The following is a 14,383-nucleotide window of genomic DNA, read 5'->3' on the forward strand; positions in this document are numbered from 1 at the left end:
TCCGCCCGCGCGCGGAGATCCGCCCGCTGATCGCCGGTGTCAGTCACGTATGCCTCCCTGAAACTGTCTCACGGGCAGACTAGAGTCCTAGTGTGGCGAAAGAACCATCGACCCCTGACAAGCAGCGACTCCTCCTCCTCGACGGGCATTCCCTGGCCTACCGGGCGTTCTTCGCCCTCCCGGTCGAGAACTTCTCGACGACCGACGGGCAGCCGACCAACGCCGTCTACGGCTTCACCTCGATGCTGATCAACGTGCTGCGGGACGAGCGGCCGACCCACATCGCGGTGGCCTTCGACCGGTCCGAGCCGACGTTCCGGCACGAGGCCTACGTCGAGTACAAGGCCGGCCGGCAGAAGACGCCCGACGAGTTCCGGAGCCAGATCAGCCTGATCTTCGAGGTGCTCGACGCGCTGCGCATCCCGCGGTTGTCGGTGGCGGGGTTCGAGGCCGACGACATCATCGCCACCCTGGCCGTGCAGGCCACCGAGGCCGGTCTCGAGACCCTGATCGTCACCGGCGACCGTGACGCGTTCCAGCTGGTCAACGACAAGGTCACGATCCTCTACCCGGTCCGCGGCGTGTCCGAGCTGTCGCGCATGGGCCCGGCCGCGGTCGAGGCCAAGTACGGCGTGTCGCCCGAGCGTTACCGCGAGCTGGCCGCGCTGGTGGGGGAGAGCAGCGACAACCTGCCCGGCGTGCCCGGCGTCGGGCCCAAGACCGCCGCCAAGTGGCTGGTCAAGTACGGCGACCTCGACCAGCTCGTCGCGCACGTCGACGAGATCAAGGGCAAGGCCGGCGACAACCTGCGCGAGCACCTCGGCGACGTGCTGCGCAACCAGCAGCTCAACAAGCTCGACGACGCCGTCGGCCTGGAGCTCACCCCGCCGCAGCTGTCGATGGGCCAGTGGGACCGCGACGAGATCCACGCGCTGTTCGACTCGCTGCAGTTCCGCGTCCTGCGCGAGCGCCTCTACCAGTCCCTGTCCGCCCCGGAGCCGGAGGCCGACGAGGGCTTCGAGATCGACCTGCAGACGCTGGAGCCCGGCGCCCTGGGCGCCTGGCTCGACGACAACGCCGGCACCCGCCTCGGCATCGCCGTCACCGGCAGCTGGGGCCGCGGCACGGGCGAGCTGACCGCCCTCGCGCTGGCCTCCCCGGAGGGCCCCGCCGTCAGCCTCGACCCGGCCGAGCTGATCGAGGACGACGAGCGCGCCCTCGCCGCGTGGCTGGCCGATCCCGACCGTCCCAAGGCGATGCACGAGGCCAAGGGCCCGATGCTCGCCCTCCACGCCCGCGGCCTGACCCTGGAGGGCCTCACCAGCGACACCGCGCTGGCCGCCTACCTGGCGCTGCCCGGCCAGCGCACGTTCGACCTGGCCGACCTCTCCCTGCGCTACCTGCACCGCGAGCTGCGCAGCGAGACCGAGGACACCGGCCAGCTCACCCTCGACGGCTCCGGCGAGGAGGAGGCGGCCAACGACCTCGCGGTCCGTGCCCGCGCCGTCGTCGAGCTCGCCGGCGTCTTCGACAAGGACCTGGAGAAGCGCGGCGCCACCCGCCTGCTGCACGAGGTCGAGCTGCCCCTGGTCCGCGTCCTGGCCGACATGGAGCGCGCGGGCATCGCCGTCGACGCCGACCACCTCGCCGGGCTCTCCGCGTCCCTGGGCGGCCAGGTCAAGGAGACCGAGCAGGCCGCCCACGGCGCCGTCGGCCACGAGTTCAACCTCGGCTCGCCCAAGCAGGTCCAGCAGGTGCTCTTCGACGAGCTCAACCTGCCCAAGACCAAGCGCACCAAGACCGGCTACACCACCGACTCCGACGCCCTGACCACGCTCCTCGAAAAGGACGGCCACCCCGTCCTGGAGCACATCCTGCGCTGGCGCGAGGTCGCCAAGCTCAAGAGCATCGTCGACTCCCTCATCCCGATGGCCGACGACGCCGGGCGCATCCACACCACGTTCAACCAGATGGTCGCCGCGACGGGCCGGCTCTCCTCGACCGACCCCAACCTGCAGAACATCCCGATCCGCACCGCCGAGGGCCGCCAGATCCGCGAGGCCTTCGTCGTCGGCCCCGGCTTCGAGACCCTCCTCACGGCCGACTACAGCCAGATCGAGCTGCGGATCATGGCCCACCTCTCCGAGGACGAGGCCCTCATCGAGGCCTTCTCCTCAGGCGCCGACTTCCACACCATCACCGCGTCCCGCGTGTTCGGCCTGCCGCCCGAGCAGATCGACTCCGAGCTGCGCGCCCGCATCAAGGCGATGAACTACGGCCTGGCCTACGGCCTCTCCCCGTTCGGCCTCTCCCAGCAGCTGCGCATCTCCACCGGCGAGGCCGAGGGCCTGATGGAGGAGTACTTCGAGCAGTTCGGCGGCATCCGCGACTACCTCAAGAACGTCGTCATCCAGGCCGGCGTGGACGGCTACACCGAGACGATCCTCGGCCGCCGCCGCTACCTGCCCGACCTCACCTCCGACAACCGCCAGCGCCGCGAGATGGCCAAACGGATGGCCCTCAACGCCCCCATCCAGGGCTCCGCCGCCGACATCGTCAAGGTCGCCAGCCTCAAGGTCGACCAGGCCCTGCGCGACCACGACCTGAAGTCCCGGATGCTCCTCCAGGTCCACGACGAGCTCGTCTTCGAGGTCGCCGCCGGTGAGGAAGAGCGGCTCAAGGCCCTGGTCAAGGAGCAGATGGCCGGCGCCTACGAGCTCCGCGCGCCCCTCGAGGTCTCCATGGGCACCGGACGCACCTGGCAAGACGCGGCGCACTGATCCGGCACCCTCCGTTCCATCTCGGCGCCGGAACGGGGGGGTAGGCGGGTTCGGGGGGCCGGGAGTCTGTTCGGGCGGGACCGGGCGGCTCTAGGCTTGGCGTCGGTCGTATCAGCGCCGATCGACGGGAGGCTCGTGCCAACCCTCCACAAGCTCGCCGCCTGCCTGATCGTCATCGCCGTCGTGCTGGGGCTCACGCTGCCGCGCGCGGAGCCGGAGAGGCAGGGGCGGGCGGCCGACGCCGCGCACGCCGCGCAGCGGGCCACGGCCTCACCCGGGACGACCGCCCGTGCCACGCCGGCGGGCAACACGTCGCCGACCGCGCTGCCGACCGTCAGCCCGACCGCGCCGGTGAAGATCGGGGCGGCCACGCCGCGGGCGGCGGCCGCCAAGGCCAACGAGCTGGGCGAGATCCCGGTGCTGATGTACCACCGGATCCTGAAGAAGCCGACGTTGTCGCTCGACCGGTCCGTCGACGAGTTCCGCAAGGAGCTGGAGCGGCTCGCGCGCGAGGGGTACGTGCCGATCACGGCGGCCGAGATGGTGAGCGGGCGGATCGACGTTCCGCTGGGCAAGCACCCGGTGGTGCTCACGTTCGACGACAGCACGCCGGGGCACTTCGGGCTGGACGAGCAGGGCCGGCCCAAGCCCGACACGGCGGTGGCGATCCTGCTGGAGGTCGCCGCGAAGAACCCCGGTTTCCGGCCGGTCGCGACCTTCTACCTGAACGAGGATCTTTTCCAGATGGGCGACCAGGCCGCGAACGGGCTGACGTGGTTGCGGCGGCACGGGTTCGAGCTGGGTAACCACACGGTGAGCCATCCTGATCTCTCGCAGCTCTCCAAGAAGGGGGTCCAGAAGGAGATCGGCGGGATGGAGAGCACGATCGTCCGGCTGACCGGAACCCACGCCTCCACGCTTGCCTACCCGTTCGGATCCGCGCCCGGCAAGCGGTCCTGGGCGCAGAGGAAGGACGGGGAGTACGACTTCCGGGGGATCTTCCTGGCCGGCTGGAAGCCGTCCGACTCGCCGTTCGACAAGGACTTCGACCGGTTCGCCATCCTGCGCGTCAGGTCCGAGGGCAAGATCAAGGAGAACGACTGCCGGGAGTTCTGCTCGACGGCATGGCTGGACAAGCTGGACAAAGATCCGGACACTCGGTACACATCAGACGGGGATCCGAATACCATTTCCTTCCCGTCCGCGGACGAGGACACGCTGGCCGAGGGTTACCGTCCGTACGGGCGTTCGTACTGAGCGGGGGGCCCAAGTCGCACTCTCCGATTGACCACAGGTGTCTCGTCCCATATCCTGATCGCTGCGCTGTGGGCTTGCGTGCGCTTCGGACAGAGCAGGCTCGCGCTCGGTCAGGTCGTTGACTTCGGTTCGGTTCTTCGACGCGGTTCAGGCTGCGTCCCTTTCCCGGTCCTCGGCAGGGCGGATATAAGGCCCTCCGCGCATCATGACACCTACGCATGTCCGTATCCGGAGCCAGCCGACACATGACGAGCAGCACCGAGGCCACCTCGACCACCCCGCAGGTAGCGGTCAACGACATCGGTTCCGAGGAAGCATTCCTCGCAGCGATCGATGAGACCATCAAGTACTTCAACGACGGCGACATCGTCGAAGGCACCGTCGTCAAGGTCGATCGTGACGAGGTCCTCCTCGACATCGGCTACAAGACCGAGGGCGTCATTCCCTCGCGCGAACTCTCCATCAAGCACGACGTCGACCCCAACGAGGTCGTCAGCGTGGGGGACCACGTCGAGGCCCTCGTCCTCCAGAAGGAGGACAAGGAAGGCCGACTGATCCTGTCCAAGAAGCGCGCGCAGTACGAGCGCGCCTGGGGCACGATCGAGAAGATCAAGGACGAGGACGGCATCGTCACCGGTACCGTCATCGAGGTCGTCAAGGGCGGCCTCATCCTCGACATCGGTCTTCGCGGCTTCCTTCCGGCCTCCCTGGTGGAGATGCGCCGGGTCCGCGACCTTCAGCCGTACGTCGGCCGCGAGCTCGAAGCCAAGATCATCGAGCTGGACAAGAACCGCAACAACGTGGTCCTGTCCCGCCGCGCCTGGCTCGAGCAGACGCAGAGCGAGGTCCGCCAGACCTTCCTCAACACGCTCCAGAAGGGCCAGGTCCGCAAGGGCGTCGTGTCCTCGATCGTCAACTTCGGCGCGTTCGTCGACCTCGGCGGCGTCGACGGTCTGGTGCACGTCTCCGAGCTGTCCTGGAAGCACATCGACCACCCTTCCGAGGTGGTCGAGGTCGGCCAGGAGGTCACGGTCGAGGTCCTGGACGTCGACATGGAGCGCGAGCGCGTCTCCCTGTCGCTCAAGGCGACCCAGGAAGACCCGTGGCAGCAGTTCGCCCGCACCCACCAGATCGGCCAGGTCGTGCCGGGCCGCGTCACCAAGCTGGTGCCGTTCGGCGCGTTCGTCCGGGTCGAGGAGGGCATCGAGGGCCTGGTCCACATCTCCGAGCTGGCCGAGCGCCACGTGGAGATCCCGGAGCAGGTCGTCCAGGTCGGCGACGAGATCTTCGTGAAGATCATCGACATCGACCTCGACCGGCGCCGCATCAGCCTGTCGCTCAAGCAGGCCAACGAGGGCGTCGTGGTCGAGGAAGAGGAGTTCGACCCGACCCTCTACGGCATGCCCGCCGAGTACGACGACCAGGGCAACTACAAGTACCCCGAGGGCTTCGACGCCGACACCGGCGAGTGGCTCGAGGGCTTCGACGAGCAGCGTGAGACCTGGGAGCGGCAGTACGCCGAGGCCCGCTCGCGGTTCGACGCGCACCGCAAGCAGATCGAGGACGCCCGCAAGGCCGAGGCCGAGGCCGAAGCCACCGGGGGCACCACCACGGTCGGCGGCGGCGGCGGCGAGACCTCGTACTCCGGTGGCGGCGACGACGCCGACACCGCCGGTGGCGCCCTCGCCACCGACGAGGCCCTCGCGGCACTGCGCGAGAAGCTCTCCGGCGGTCAGTAAGACCACCAGGATCGGACGCCCGCGCGGCGTCCGGTCCCGGCCGGTGACCTGAGTCACGGCCGGAGGGAGATCCCATCGGATCTCCCTCCGGCCGTGTTCTGTTTCCCGGCCCGTCTCACCCGGCGTGGGCCCTGAAAGTGGCCGTCGTGCGGCCTTCCGTGGTCGTCCCCGGCGCGGTGCTGGGGGCCGTCCCGGCATGTGGGCACGGTGTTTCGACCCGCGGCGGGGAGCCGATACCCTCGGATCTCTGCCAGCAGATCCCGCCCCTCGTCCCGCTCGTCCCCGGAGCAGTTGTTTCCCTTGGCCAGTACAGACGTAGGTACCAGACCCGGTGGGCCCGCACAGCCGGCCGGCCCCTCGATCGTCCCGCAGGGCCCGGCGCGGCTCGTCCTGATCGCGATCACGGTCGCGGTGCTCGCGCAGACCCTCCGGTTCTCGCTTCCCCAGCTGGACCGCTTCGCCGACTCGGCGGGCACCGGCGCGGCCGCCGCGCTGGTGCTGCTGGTCTACCTGTCGGGTTTCCTGAGCCCGCTCATCCGGCGCGCCGCAGGGCCGCAGGGCCTGCTGCTGGCCGGTGTCGGCGGCCTCTTCGCGGTGCGGCTGCTCGCGCAGGCGCTGACGCCGCAGTTGTGGCTGGCGTTCCTCGGCACGGCCATCGGCATGATCGCGGTGGCGGCGCTGTACGAGGGCGCCCGCGGCCTGTCGGGCGTGGGCTTCGCCACGGCCGCGGTGGCGGGCCTGGCGGTCGACTCGGCCGTCCGGATGGCCTTCGCCACCTGGGATTCGGCGTGGCGGGACGGACCGTGGCCGTGGCTGCCGTGCCTGCTGTTCGTGGGGCTCGGCGCCGCCGCGCTCTACCGGGAGATCTCGTCGGGCCCGATCGCCGCACCGGGCATCTCGTGGCGGGACGCGCTGGGCGCCGCCGCGCTGGGGCCGTTCCTGGCGCTGCAGATCCTGGTGCTGTCCAGCCCCGCCTTCGTCGCCTCGTCCGGCTGGCAGAGCCTCGTCGGGGCGCACATCGTGATCGTGGCGGGCCAGGGGCTGGCGCTGGCGTTCCTGGCCTCCGGGCTGGCGGTGCGGGCCGTCCCGGGCGGCGTGTGCGTGCTGGGCGGCACCCTGCTGGGGGTGGGCGCCGGCGCGATCGCCGGGACGTACGCGGTCTCCGGCATCGAGGTCGTCCCCGTCGTGATCGTGGGCCAGGTACTGGCCGCGTGGCTGCTCGCCGTCGCCTGCCGGGCCCCGCTGCGGCGGGCCGGAGTCGGCGGCCCGGTGTGGCGCGTCGACGTCGGCGCGGCCATCGGCGGCCTGCTGATCGCCGCGATCCTCGTCCCGTACCAGGTGAGCGCCGTCACGCCGCTGCCGGTCCCCAACAACGTGCTGCCCGGCCTGGCCGGGATCCTGCTGGGCGCGCTGGCCGCCATCGCCGCCGCGCGCGGCGGCCCGCTCCCGGCCCGGGCGCCGCTGCGCGCCCTCACCGCCGCGGCGGCGTCGCTGGCGCTGCTGCTCGGCTCCGCGATCTTCACTGTGGCCACGCCGCAGAAGGAGGCGCGGGCCGCGGGGGCGTCCGGGCGGGTCCGCGTCGTCACCTACAACATCCACGACGCCGTCAACCAGAAGGGCCGGCTCGACCCCGAGGGCATCGCCCGGGTCATCGAGGGCCAGAAGGCCGACGTCGTCCTCCTCCAGGAGGCCAGCCGCGGCTCGCTGCTGTCGGGCACCACCGACGTGGGCGTCTGGCTGTCGCGGCGGCTCGGCATGAAGCTGATCTGGGGACCGGCCGCCGACGGCCAGTTCGGCAACGCCATCCTCACCTCGCTGTCGGTCCGCCGGTCGGGCACCGGCCGGATGCCCAAGGGCGACTGGTCGCAGATCCGCGGGTACGTGTGGGCGCGGCTGGGCGTGGGCGACTCCACGATCGACGTGTGGTCGACGCATCTGGAGGGCGGCGCCGACCAGCGCGACGAGCGCCTCCGCGAGGTCGCCGCGCTGCTGCGGGCCTGGGGCGGCGCGCCGCGCACGATCATCGGCGGCGACATGAACGCCGGGCCGGGCAGCGAGGAGATCATTCACCTGCTGGAGGGCGGCGGGACGTTGCGCAGCACCGCGAGCGGCGACGCCTCGCCGACCACGCCCGACGGCGAGCGCATCGACTGGATCTTCGGCACCGACGACCTCATGTTCACCGACTACGAGGTGACCCCGTCGGAGGCGTCGGACCACTATCCCGTCGGGGTGACCGTCCGGATCGGGCGCTGAGCGGACCGGCGGCGCGGGGCCCGGTAGGGTTCGCCCTATGAGCGCACAGGACGTCAGGATCGAGCCGGCGGATCCCGACGACGCAGGGGAGCTCCTGACCGTGCAGCGCGCCGCGTACGTCAGCGAGGCGCAGCTGTACGGCGACCCCTTCATCCCCCCGCTGGTCGAGTCGTACGAGCAGCTGGTCAAGGTGCTCAACGCCGACGCGGTGGTGCTCAAGGCGATGCTGGACGGCCGTCTGGTCGGTGCCGTGCGCGCCCAGTTCAGCGACCACACCTGCCTGATCGGCAGGCTCGTCGTCGCGCCCGACATGCAGGGCCGCGGGGTCGCCCGCGCCCTGATGGAGGCGCTCGAACGCGAGGTCGCGGGCCGTGCGGACGCCTGCGTGCTGTTCACCGGGCACCTGTCGGAGGACAACCTGCGTCTCTACCGCCGCCTCGGCTACACCGAGACCCACCGCGAACGCGTCGCGGCGCACCTGACCCTCGTTCACATGCGCAAGCCCCTGGTGCCCGCGGCCCAGGAAGCGTGATCCCGTACGCTGGGGCGCGTGCTGCTGCGAGTGGGCCTGACCGGCGGGATCGGGTCGGGCAAGAGCGAGGTCTCCAGGCGCCTGTCCGGGCACGGCGCCGTGGTCATCGATGCCGACAAGATCGCCCGTGAGGTGGTCGAGCCGGGCACCCCGGGCCTGGCCGCCGTCGTCGCCGAGTTCGGCGACGAGGTGCTGCTGCCGGACGGCGGCCTCGACCGCGACAAGGTCGGCTCGATCGTGTTCGCCGACGCCGAGCGCCTCAAGGCGCTCAACACGATCGTGCATCCGCTCGTCGGCGAACGTATGCAGGAGCTGATGGACGCGGCCCCCGAGGACGCGATCGTCGTCTACGACGTCCCGCTCCTCACCGAGAACGACCTGGCCGGGTTCTACGACGTCGTCGTGGTGGTCGACACTCCGGTCGAGACGCAGCTCGACCGGCTGACGTCCCGCCGCGGCATGACCGAGGAGGCGGCACGGTCCCGCATCGCCGCCCAGGCCACGCGCGAGGCCCGGCGTGCCATCGCCGACCACGTCATCGACAACTCCGGCACCATCGACGACCTCAAGGCCAAGGTCGACGCGGTCTGGGAGGACCTGAGGTCCCGAGCCGAGGCCAAGGCGGCCGCCAAGCCCGGCGACCCGGCCCCCTGATCCGGCCGCCGCTGACCCGGTGCGCGCAGGTCCTTGGGGTGCGCTGGTCCGTGGGGTGCGCAGGTCCGTGGGTGTGCTTGTCCTGATGCGTGCTTGTCCTGGGCGTGCCTGCTCGAGGTGCGCATGATCGGCCGGATGGCTGCGGGGACGCCAGACGCCGGAGGCCAGGCGGTAAAGGCAGCGCGGCGGAGCCGTTGGCGGCGGTGCGGCGTCCAAACGGGGGCGTCGGCTCGGAGGAGGTTTCGGGATGCGGGTGACGTGGGCGACCGATCAGGGCGGTCCGGAGCGCCGGAACGAGGACTTCGTGGCGGCGGCGCCGGGGGCGGTCGTCGTCCTCGACGGCTGCGGCCTGGAGCTCGGGACCGACCTGGGGTGCGTCCACGGCACGGCGTGGTACTCGCGTTCGCTCGGGACCCGCCTGCTGGCGAGGCTCACGGACGGCCTGGGGGAGGCACCCCCGGCCGGGCCGCCGGTGGGCCCGCCCGAGGGTGCCCACCGGCCCGCCCGCAGGCCGCTGGTCGGGCGCCTGGCGGGGGCCATCGCGGACGTGGCGGACGCCCACCGGGCCACCTGCGACCTGAGCGTCCCCACCACGCCCGCCGCCACGGTCGTGGCGTTGCGCGTCCGGGGGGACGTCGTGGACTATCTGGTCCTCGCCGACTCGACATTGCTCCTGGAGACCGCTGAGGGGCTCCAGGAGGTCACCGGACGCCACCCCTTCGCCGCGGCCGACCCGGACGTGGCCGAGGCGGCCATCACGGGCTCGGTGCCCCTGGAGGGCCTGCGGCGCGCGTTCCTGCTCACCGACGGCGCCGCCCGGCTCGCGGACGACTTCGGCCTCACCGACCGGCCCGGCCTCGTCCGCCTGATCGACGAGGCCGGGCCCGAGGGGCTGATCGGCCGGACGCGGGAGGCCGAACGCTCCGACCCGGACGCCTCCCGCTGGCCGCGTCACAAGATCCACGACGACGCCACGGTCGCGGTCGTCACGCCCTGACGACCGGCTCCGCACCGGCGCCGGGCCCGTCCGCGCCGGGCGTCCGCGTGCCGGGCCCGTCCGCGCCGGGCGTCCCGGGGGCGGCCTCCTCGGCGGGCTCGCCGGTGGCGGGCGCGATGGAGCGCAGGACCACGACCGAGACGACGGCGAGCACGGCCATCGCCGCGGCGCAGGCGAACGAGACGGCCATGAGGGCGTCCCCGAACGCGGCGTGCGCGGCGTCCAGCAGGGTGCCGGCGGCGGGGGCGGAGAGGTGCCCCGCGGCCTCGGCGGCGGCGCTCAGCGAGTCCTCGCCCGCCGGGACGTCCATCCGCAGCCGGTAGACCGCGCCGCCGAGGCTGCCCAGCAGCGCGATGCCGAGCGCGATGCCGAGCTCGCCGCTGGTCTGGGCGATCGCCGAGGCGGCGCCCGCACGTTCCAGCGGAGCCGACCCCACGATCAGGTCGAACGCGAAGACGCCGACCGGCGCGGTGCCGAGGAACGCGATGACCAGGCCGGTGAGGAGCCCCGCCAGCCCGTCGGCCACCGCCATCGTCACCAGCCCGGCGGCCGCGACCGTGAAGCCCAGCCCCAGGATGTGGGCGGGCCGGAACCGGCGCGCGATGAGCGGCGCGGTCACCGACCCGACGCCCATCGCGACGGCGGGCGCGACCAGCCACAGGCCGGCCTTCAGCGGCGTCATGCCCTCGACCAGCTGGAGGTACTGGCTGGCGAAGAGGTACAGGCCGCCCTGCATGATCATGGTGACCAGCAGGATGGCGAGCGTGGCGGTGAAGGCGCGGCCCTTGAACAGGCCGAGGTCCAGCAGCGGGTCGGCCAGGGTCAGCTGGCGCCTCACGAACCACGCGCCGAACGCGAGCCCGGCGGCCAGGACGAGGTAGGGCGTCAGGCGCCCCGGGTCCTCGGCGATCTCCTTGAGCCCGTAGATGACGGGCATGATCGTGGCGAGCGACAGCGCGACGCTGGCGAGATCGACCCGCCCGGCGGCGGTGTCCCGGTACTCGGGCAGGATCACCGGCCCGGTGATCAGCAGGAGCGCCATCACCGGCACGCCCAGCAGGAACACCGAGCCCCACCAGTAGGACTCCAGCAGGACGCCGCCGGCGACGGGACCGAGCGCGGCGCCGCCCATGAAGCACGCGGTGAAGATGCCGAACGCCAGCCCGCGCTGCCGCGGGTCGGTGAACATGGTGCCGACCAGGGCGAGCGCGGACGGGCCGAGCGTGGCCCCCGCGACGCCCAGCAGCAGCCGGGCGATGATCAGCATCTCCGCGCTGCCCGAGAAGGCGGCGAGGACGGAGGCCGCGGCGAACGCGGCGGCGCCCAGCATCAGCAGCCGGCGCCGGCCGATCCGGTCGCCGAGCGTGCCCATGGTGATCATGAATCCGGCCACCATGAAGCTGTAGACGTCCATGATCCACAGAAGCTGGACGGCGCTGGGGTCCAGGTCGGCGCCGACCTGCGGCGCCGCCAGGAACAACACGCTGTTGTCCAGGGCGAGCAGCAACATGGGCAGGGCGAGCACGGCCAGCCCCGCCCACTCTCTGGCCCCGGCGCGGCGCGGGACGTGCGTTGACGTCGATGACATGGCGAACCCTTCTCAACGCGGAATGTCGATCCCACGGTGCGCCGGGGGCGTTATGGAGAGATTCGGATTCGCTTACGGCCGGTTAACGTGGCTCTATGCGCTTTGGGGTGCTGGGCCCTCTGGAGGTCTGGACGGACGCGGGCGGCCCGGTGCGGGTGCCGGAGCTGAAGGTCCGTGCGCTGCTGGCGGACCTGCTGGTGAACGCGGGGCGCCCGGTGTCGGCCGACCGCCTCGTCGACGACCTCTGGCCGCGCGACCCGCCAGGCAAGCCCCTCGGCGCCCTGCGCGCCAAGGTGTCGCAGCTCCGGCGAGTCCTGCGGGAGGCCGAGCCGGGCGGTGCCGAGCTGGTCCTGTCCCGGCCGCCCGGTTACCTCCTGCACGGCGCGGACGTCGACGCCCGGCGCTTCGAGGAGCTGACCGGCCGGGCGCGCGCGGCCGCCGGGCCCGCGGCCCGGGCGGCGCTGCTGACCGAGGCGCTCCTGCTGTGGCGGGGTCCGGCGTTCGCCGATTTCGCCGACGACGCGTTCACCCGCAGCACGATCGCCCGCCTGGACGAGGCGCGGCTCACCGCCCAGGAGGACCTCGCCGAGGCGCGCCTGGCGCTCGGCGAGCACAGCGCCCTGGTCGGCGAGCTGCACGATCACGTCGACCGGCATCCGCTGCGCGAGCGGTTCGGCGCCGCGCTCATGCTCGCGCTCTACCGGTCCGGGCGGCAGAACGAGGCGCTCGACGTCCACCGGGCCCTGCGCACCCGGCTGGACGGTGAGCTGGGCCTGGCCCCCGGCCCCGAGATCGACGCGCTGCACCAGGCGATCCTGGAGCAGTCGCCGTCCCTGGACGCGCCCGCGCCCGCGGCCCGCGCCGGCGCGCTCGCCGCGCGGCCGCTGCCGGTCCCGTACACCGAGCTGGTCGGCCGCACGCCGCTGGTGGACGAGGTCCGCGTGCTGGTCGGCAAGGAGCGGCTGGTGACGCTCACCGGGCCCGGGGGAGTGGGCAAGACGCGGCTGGCCCTGGAGGCCGCGGCGTCCGAGCCGTTCCCCGACGGCGTCCACCTGGTCGAGCTCGCGGCCCTCCCGCCCGGCTCGCCGGACGGCAAGGTCGCCGAAGCCGTCGCCGACGCCCTGGGGCACGACGGCCCCGAACCCGCCGCGGCGCTCGCGGGCACCCACGCGCTGCTGCTCCTGGACAACTGCGAGCACGTGGCCGAGCCGGTCGCCGCGCTCGCCGACCGGCTCCTGCGCGCCGTTCCCGGCCTGCGGATCCTCGCCACGAGCCGGGAGCCCGTCGGCATCGCCGGCGAGATCGTCCGTCCCGTGCCGCCGCTGGACGAGGACGCCGCGGCCCGGCTGTTCGCCTCCCGCGCCGCCGCGGCGGCGGGTCTCACCCTCGGCCCCGGCGAGGCGGGCGCGGTCGCCACGATCTGCCGCCGCCTCGACGGGCTGCCGCTGGCCCTCGAACTGGCCGCGGCCCGCGTCAACGGGCTCGGCGTGCACGAGCTGGCCGCCCGCCTGGACGACCGTTTCGGCCTGCTGGGCGCGGGCCGGCGCGGCGCCGTCCCCGGCCGCCAGCGCACGCTGCGCGCGACGATCGAGTGGAGCTGGGACCTGCTGGCCGAGCCCGAACGTGTGCTGCTGCGCCGGCTCGCCGTCCATCCGGGCGGCTTCACCCTGGAGACGGCGGAGGAGACCGGCGGCGTGGCCGGGGCGCCCGCCGTGCTCGCCGGCCTCGTCGACCGTTCGCTGGCCGTCCGCGCCGAGACCGGCCGCTACCGCCTGCTGGAGTCGATCGCGGCGTACGGCGCCGAGAGGCTGCGCGAGGCGGGCGAGCTCGACGCCGTGCAGCGGCGCCGCGACCTCTACTACACGATGCTGGCCGAGTGCGCCGAGGTCTACCGCCACGGCCCGGCGCGGCTGCGCTGGATCGCCCGCCTTGACGCCGAGACCGCCAACCTGCGCGCCGCCCTGCGGAGCACGCTCGACCGCCGCGACACCGAGCTGGCCGTGCGCCTGACCGGCGCGCTCGCCTGGTACTGGATGCAGAACGGCCGTCCCGGCGAGGCGAGCCGGTCGCTGGGAGACGTCCTGGCGTACGCCGCCGAGACCCTGCGCGCGGAGGCGTCCGGCGAACGCGGCCCCCGCCGCGCCGCGTTCGCCCTCGAAGGACTCGCCGCCGCCTACCTGCTGACCGGCCGCGCCGGCGAGGCGGCCCGCCTCCTCGGCGCCGCCGCCGCCCTCCGCCTCCCCGCGACGCCCGCGCGCCCCTCCGGCGCCCGCCACGACGGCGCCCCGGACCGCGAGCCTGCTCCGGGCGGCGCCCCGGACCGCGACGGCCTCGATGGCAACGGTCAGGAGCGCGAGCCCGGTCCGGATCGTGGCGTCGGCGTGGACCTGGGCGGCGGCCCGGGCATGGAGCCGGACTGCGAGCCCGGCTGCGACCCGGTCGACGGGCCCGCCCGCACGGACCTGGAGGAGAACACGCGGATCACCGCCGCGGTCCGGGCGGCGCTGGGCGACGCGGTCTACGAGGCGGAGTTCGCCGAGGGCCTCGGCGGTGCCGGCTTGGCGCTCGCCGCCCGCTGAC

Annotated in this window: 9 protein-coding genes; 8 read left to right on the plus strand and 1 reads right to left on the minus strand. The window is 73.0% G+C overall.

Features of this window, described 5'->3' with window-relative positions:
- The first annotated feature begins 92 nt into the window (after nt 1-92).
- The 7 genes from polA to ABZ810_RS19655 all read left to right on the plus strand — a co-directional run bounded on the left by polA (nt 93) and on the right by ABZ810_RS19655 (nt 10,215).
- The gene (polA, locus tag ABZ810_RS19625) at nt 93-2,780 is read left to right on the plus strand and encodes a DNA polymerase I (protein WP_358404786.1); all 2,688 of its coding nucleotides are present in this window, start codon (nt 93-95) and stop codon (nt 2,778-2,780) included.
- A 135-nt stretch (nt 2,781-2,915) separates the two neighbouring features.
- Nucleotides 2,916-4,037 carry a polysaccharide deacetylase family protein gene (locus ABZ810_RS19630; protein WP_358404788.1) on the plus strand — a complete coding sequence of 374 codons (1,122 nt, stop codon included), beginning with the start codon at nt 2,916-2,918 and terminating at the stop codon, nt 4,035-4,037.
- Between the two features lie 245 nt (nt 4,038-4,282).
- Nucleotides 4,283-5,776 carry a 30S ribosomal protein S1 gene (rpsA, locus tag ABZ810_RS19635; protein ID WP_358404789.1) on the plus strand — a complete coding sequence of 498 codons (1,494 nt, stop codon included), beginning with the start codon at nt 4,283-4,285 and terminating at the stop codon, nt 5,774-5,776.
- Between the two features lie 300 nt (nt 5,777-6,076).
- Nucleotides 6,077-8,032 (plus strand): endonuclease/exonuclease/phosphatase family protein, encoded by a 1,956-nt coding sequence (locus tag ABZ810_RS19640; RefSeq protein WP_358404790.1) that lies wholly within the window; start codon nt 6,077-6,079, stop codon nt 8,030-8,032.
- A gap of 37 nt (nt 8,033-8,069) precedes the next feature.
- Complete coding sequence (locus tag ABZ810_RS19645) at nt 8,070-8,564, plus strand: GNAT family N-acetyltransferase (protein ID WP_358404792.1); 495 nt, start codon at nt 8,070-8,072, stop codon at nt 8,562-8,564.
- A 21-nt stretch (nt 8,565-8,585) separates the two neighbouring features.
- Nucleotides 8,586-9,218, plus strand: a complete 633-nt coding sequence (gene coaE / locus ABZ810_RS19650; RefSeq protein WP_358405509.1) for a dephospho-CoA kinase — start codon at nt 8,586-8,588, stop codon at nt 9,216-9,218.
- A 247-nt stretch (nt 9,219-9,465) separates the two neighbouring features.
- Nucleotides 9,466-10,215 (plus strand): integrase, encoded by a 750-nt coding sequence (locus ABZ810_RS19655; protein ID WP_358404795.1) that lies wholly within the window; start codon nt 9,466-9,468, stop codon nt 10,213-10,215.
- Here ABZ810_RS19655 and ABZ810_RS19660 read toward each other — a convergent pair.
- Nucleotides 10,205-11,803, minus strand: coding sequence for an MFS transporter (locus ABZ810_RS19660; RefSeq protein WP_358404797.1), 1,599 nt, complete (start codon nt 11,801-11,803; stop codon nt 10,205-10,207). The genes ABZ810_RS19655 and ABZ810_RS19660 overlap by 11 nt on opposite strands.
- A 95-nt stretch (nt 11,804-11,898) precedes the next feature.
- Between ABZ810_RS19660 and ABZ810_RS19665 the strand changes: the two genes are divergently transcribed.
- Nucleotides 11,899-14,382, plus strand: coding sequence for a BTAD domain-containing putative transcriptional regulator (locus ABZ810_RS19665; RefSeq protein ID WP_358404800.1), 2,484 nt, complete (start codon nt 11,899-11,901; stop codon nt 14,380-14,382).
- The last annotated feature ends 1 nt before the right edge of the window (nt 14,383 follow it).

Source organism: Spirillospora sp. NPDC047279, assembly GCF_040643285.1.
Lineage (GTDB): Bacteria > Actinomycetota > Actinomycetes > Streptosporangiales > Streptosporangiaceae > Spirillospora.

Coding starts and splice junctions, on each gene's coding strand:
- rpsA (WP_358404789.1), top strand. CDS start 4,283: ATGACGAGCAGCACCGAGGCCACCTCGACCACCCCGCAGGTAGCGGTC.
- ABZ810_RS19645 (WP_358404792.1), top strand. CDS start 8,070: ATGAGCGCACAGGACGTCAGGATCGAGCCGGCGGATCCCGACGACGCA.
- ABZ810_RS19655 (WP_358404795.1), top strand. CDS start 9,466: ATGCGGGTGACGTGGGCGACCGATCAGGGCGGTCCGGAGCGCCGGAAC.
- ABZ810_RS19660 (WP_358404797.1), bottom strand. CDS start 11,803: ATGTCATCGACGTCAACGCACGTCCCGCGCCGCGCCGGGGCCAGAGAG.
- ABZ810_RS19665 (WP_358404800.1), top strand. CDS start 11,899: ATGCGCTTTGGGGTGCTGGGCCCTCTGGAGGTCTGGACGGACGCGGGC.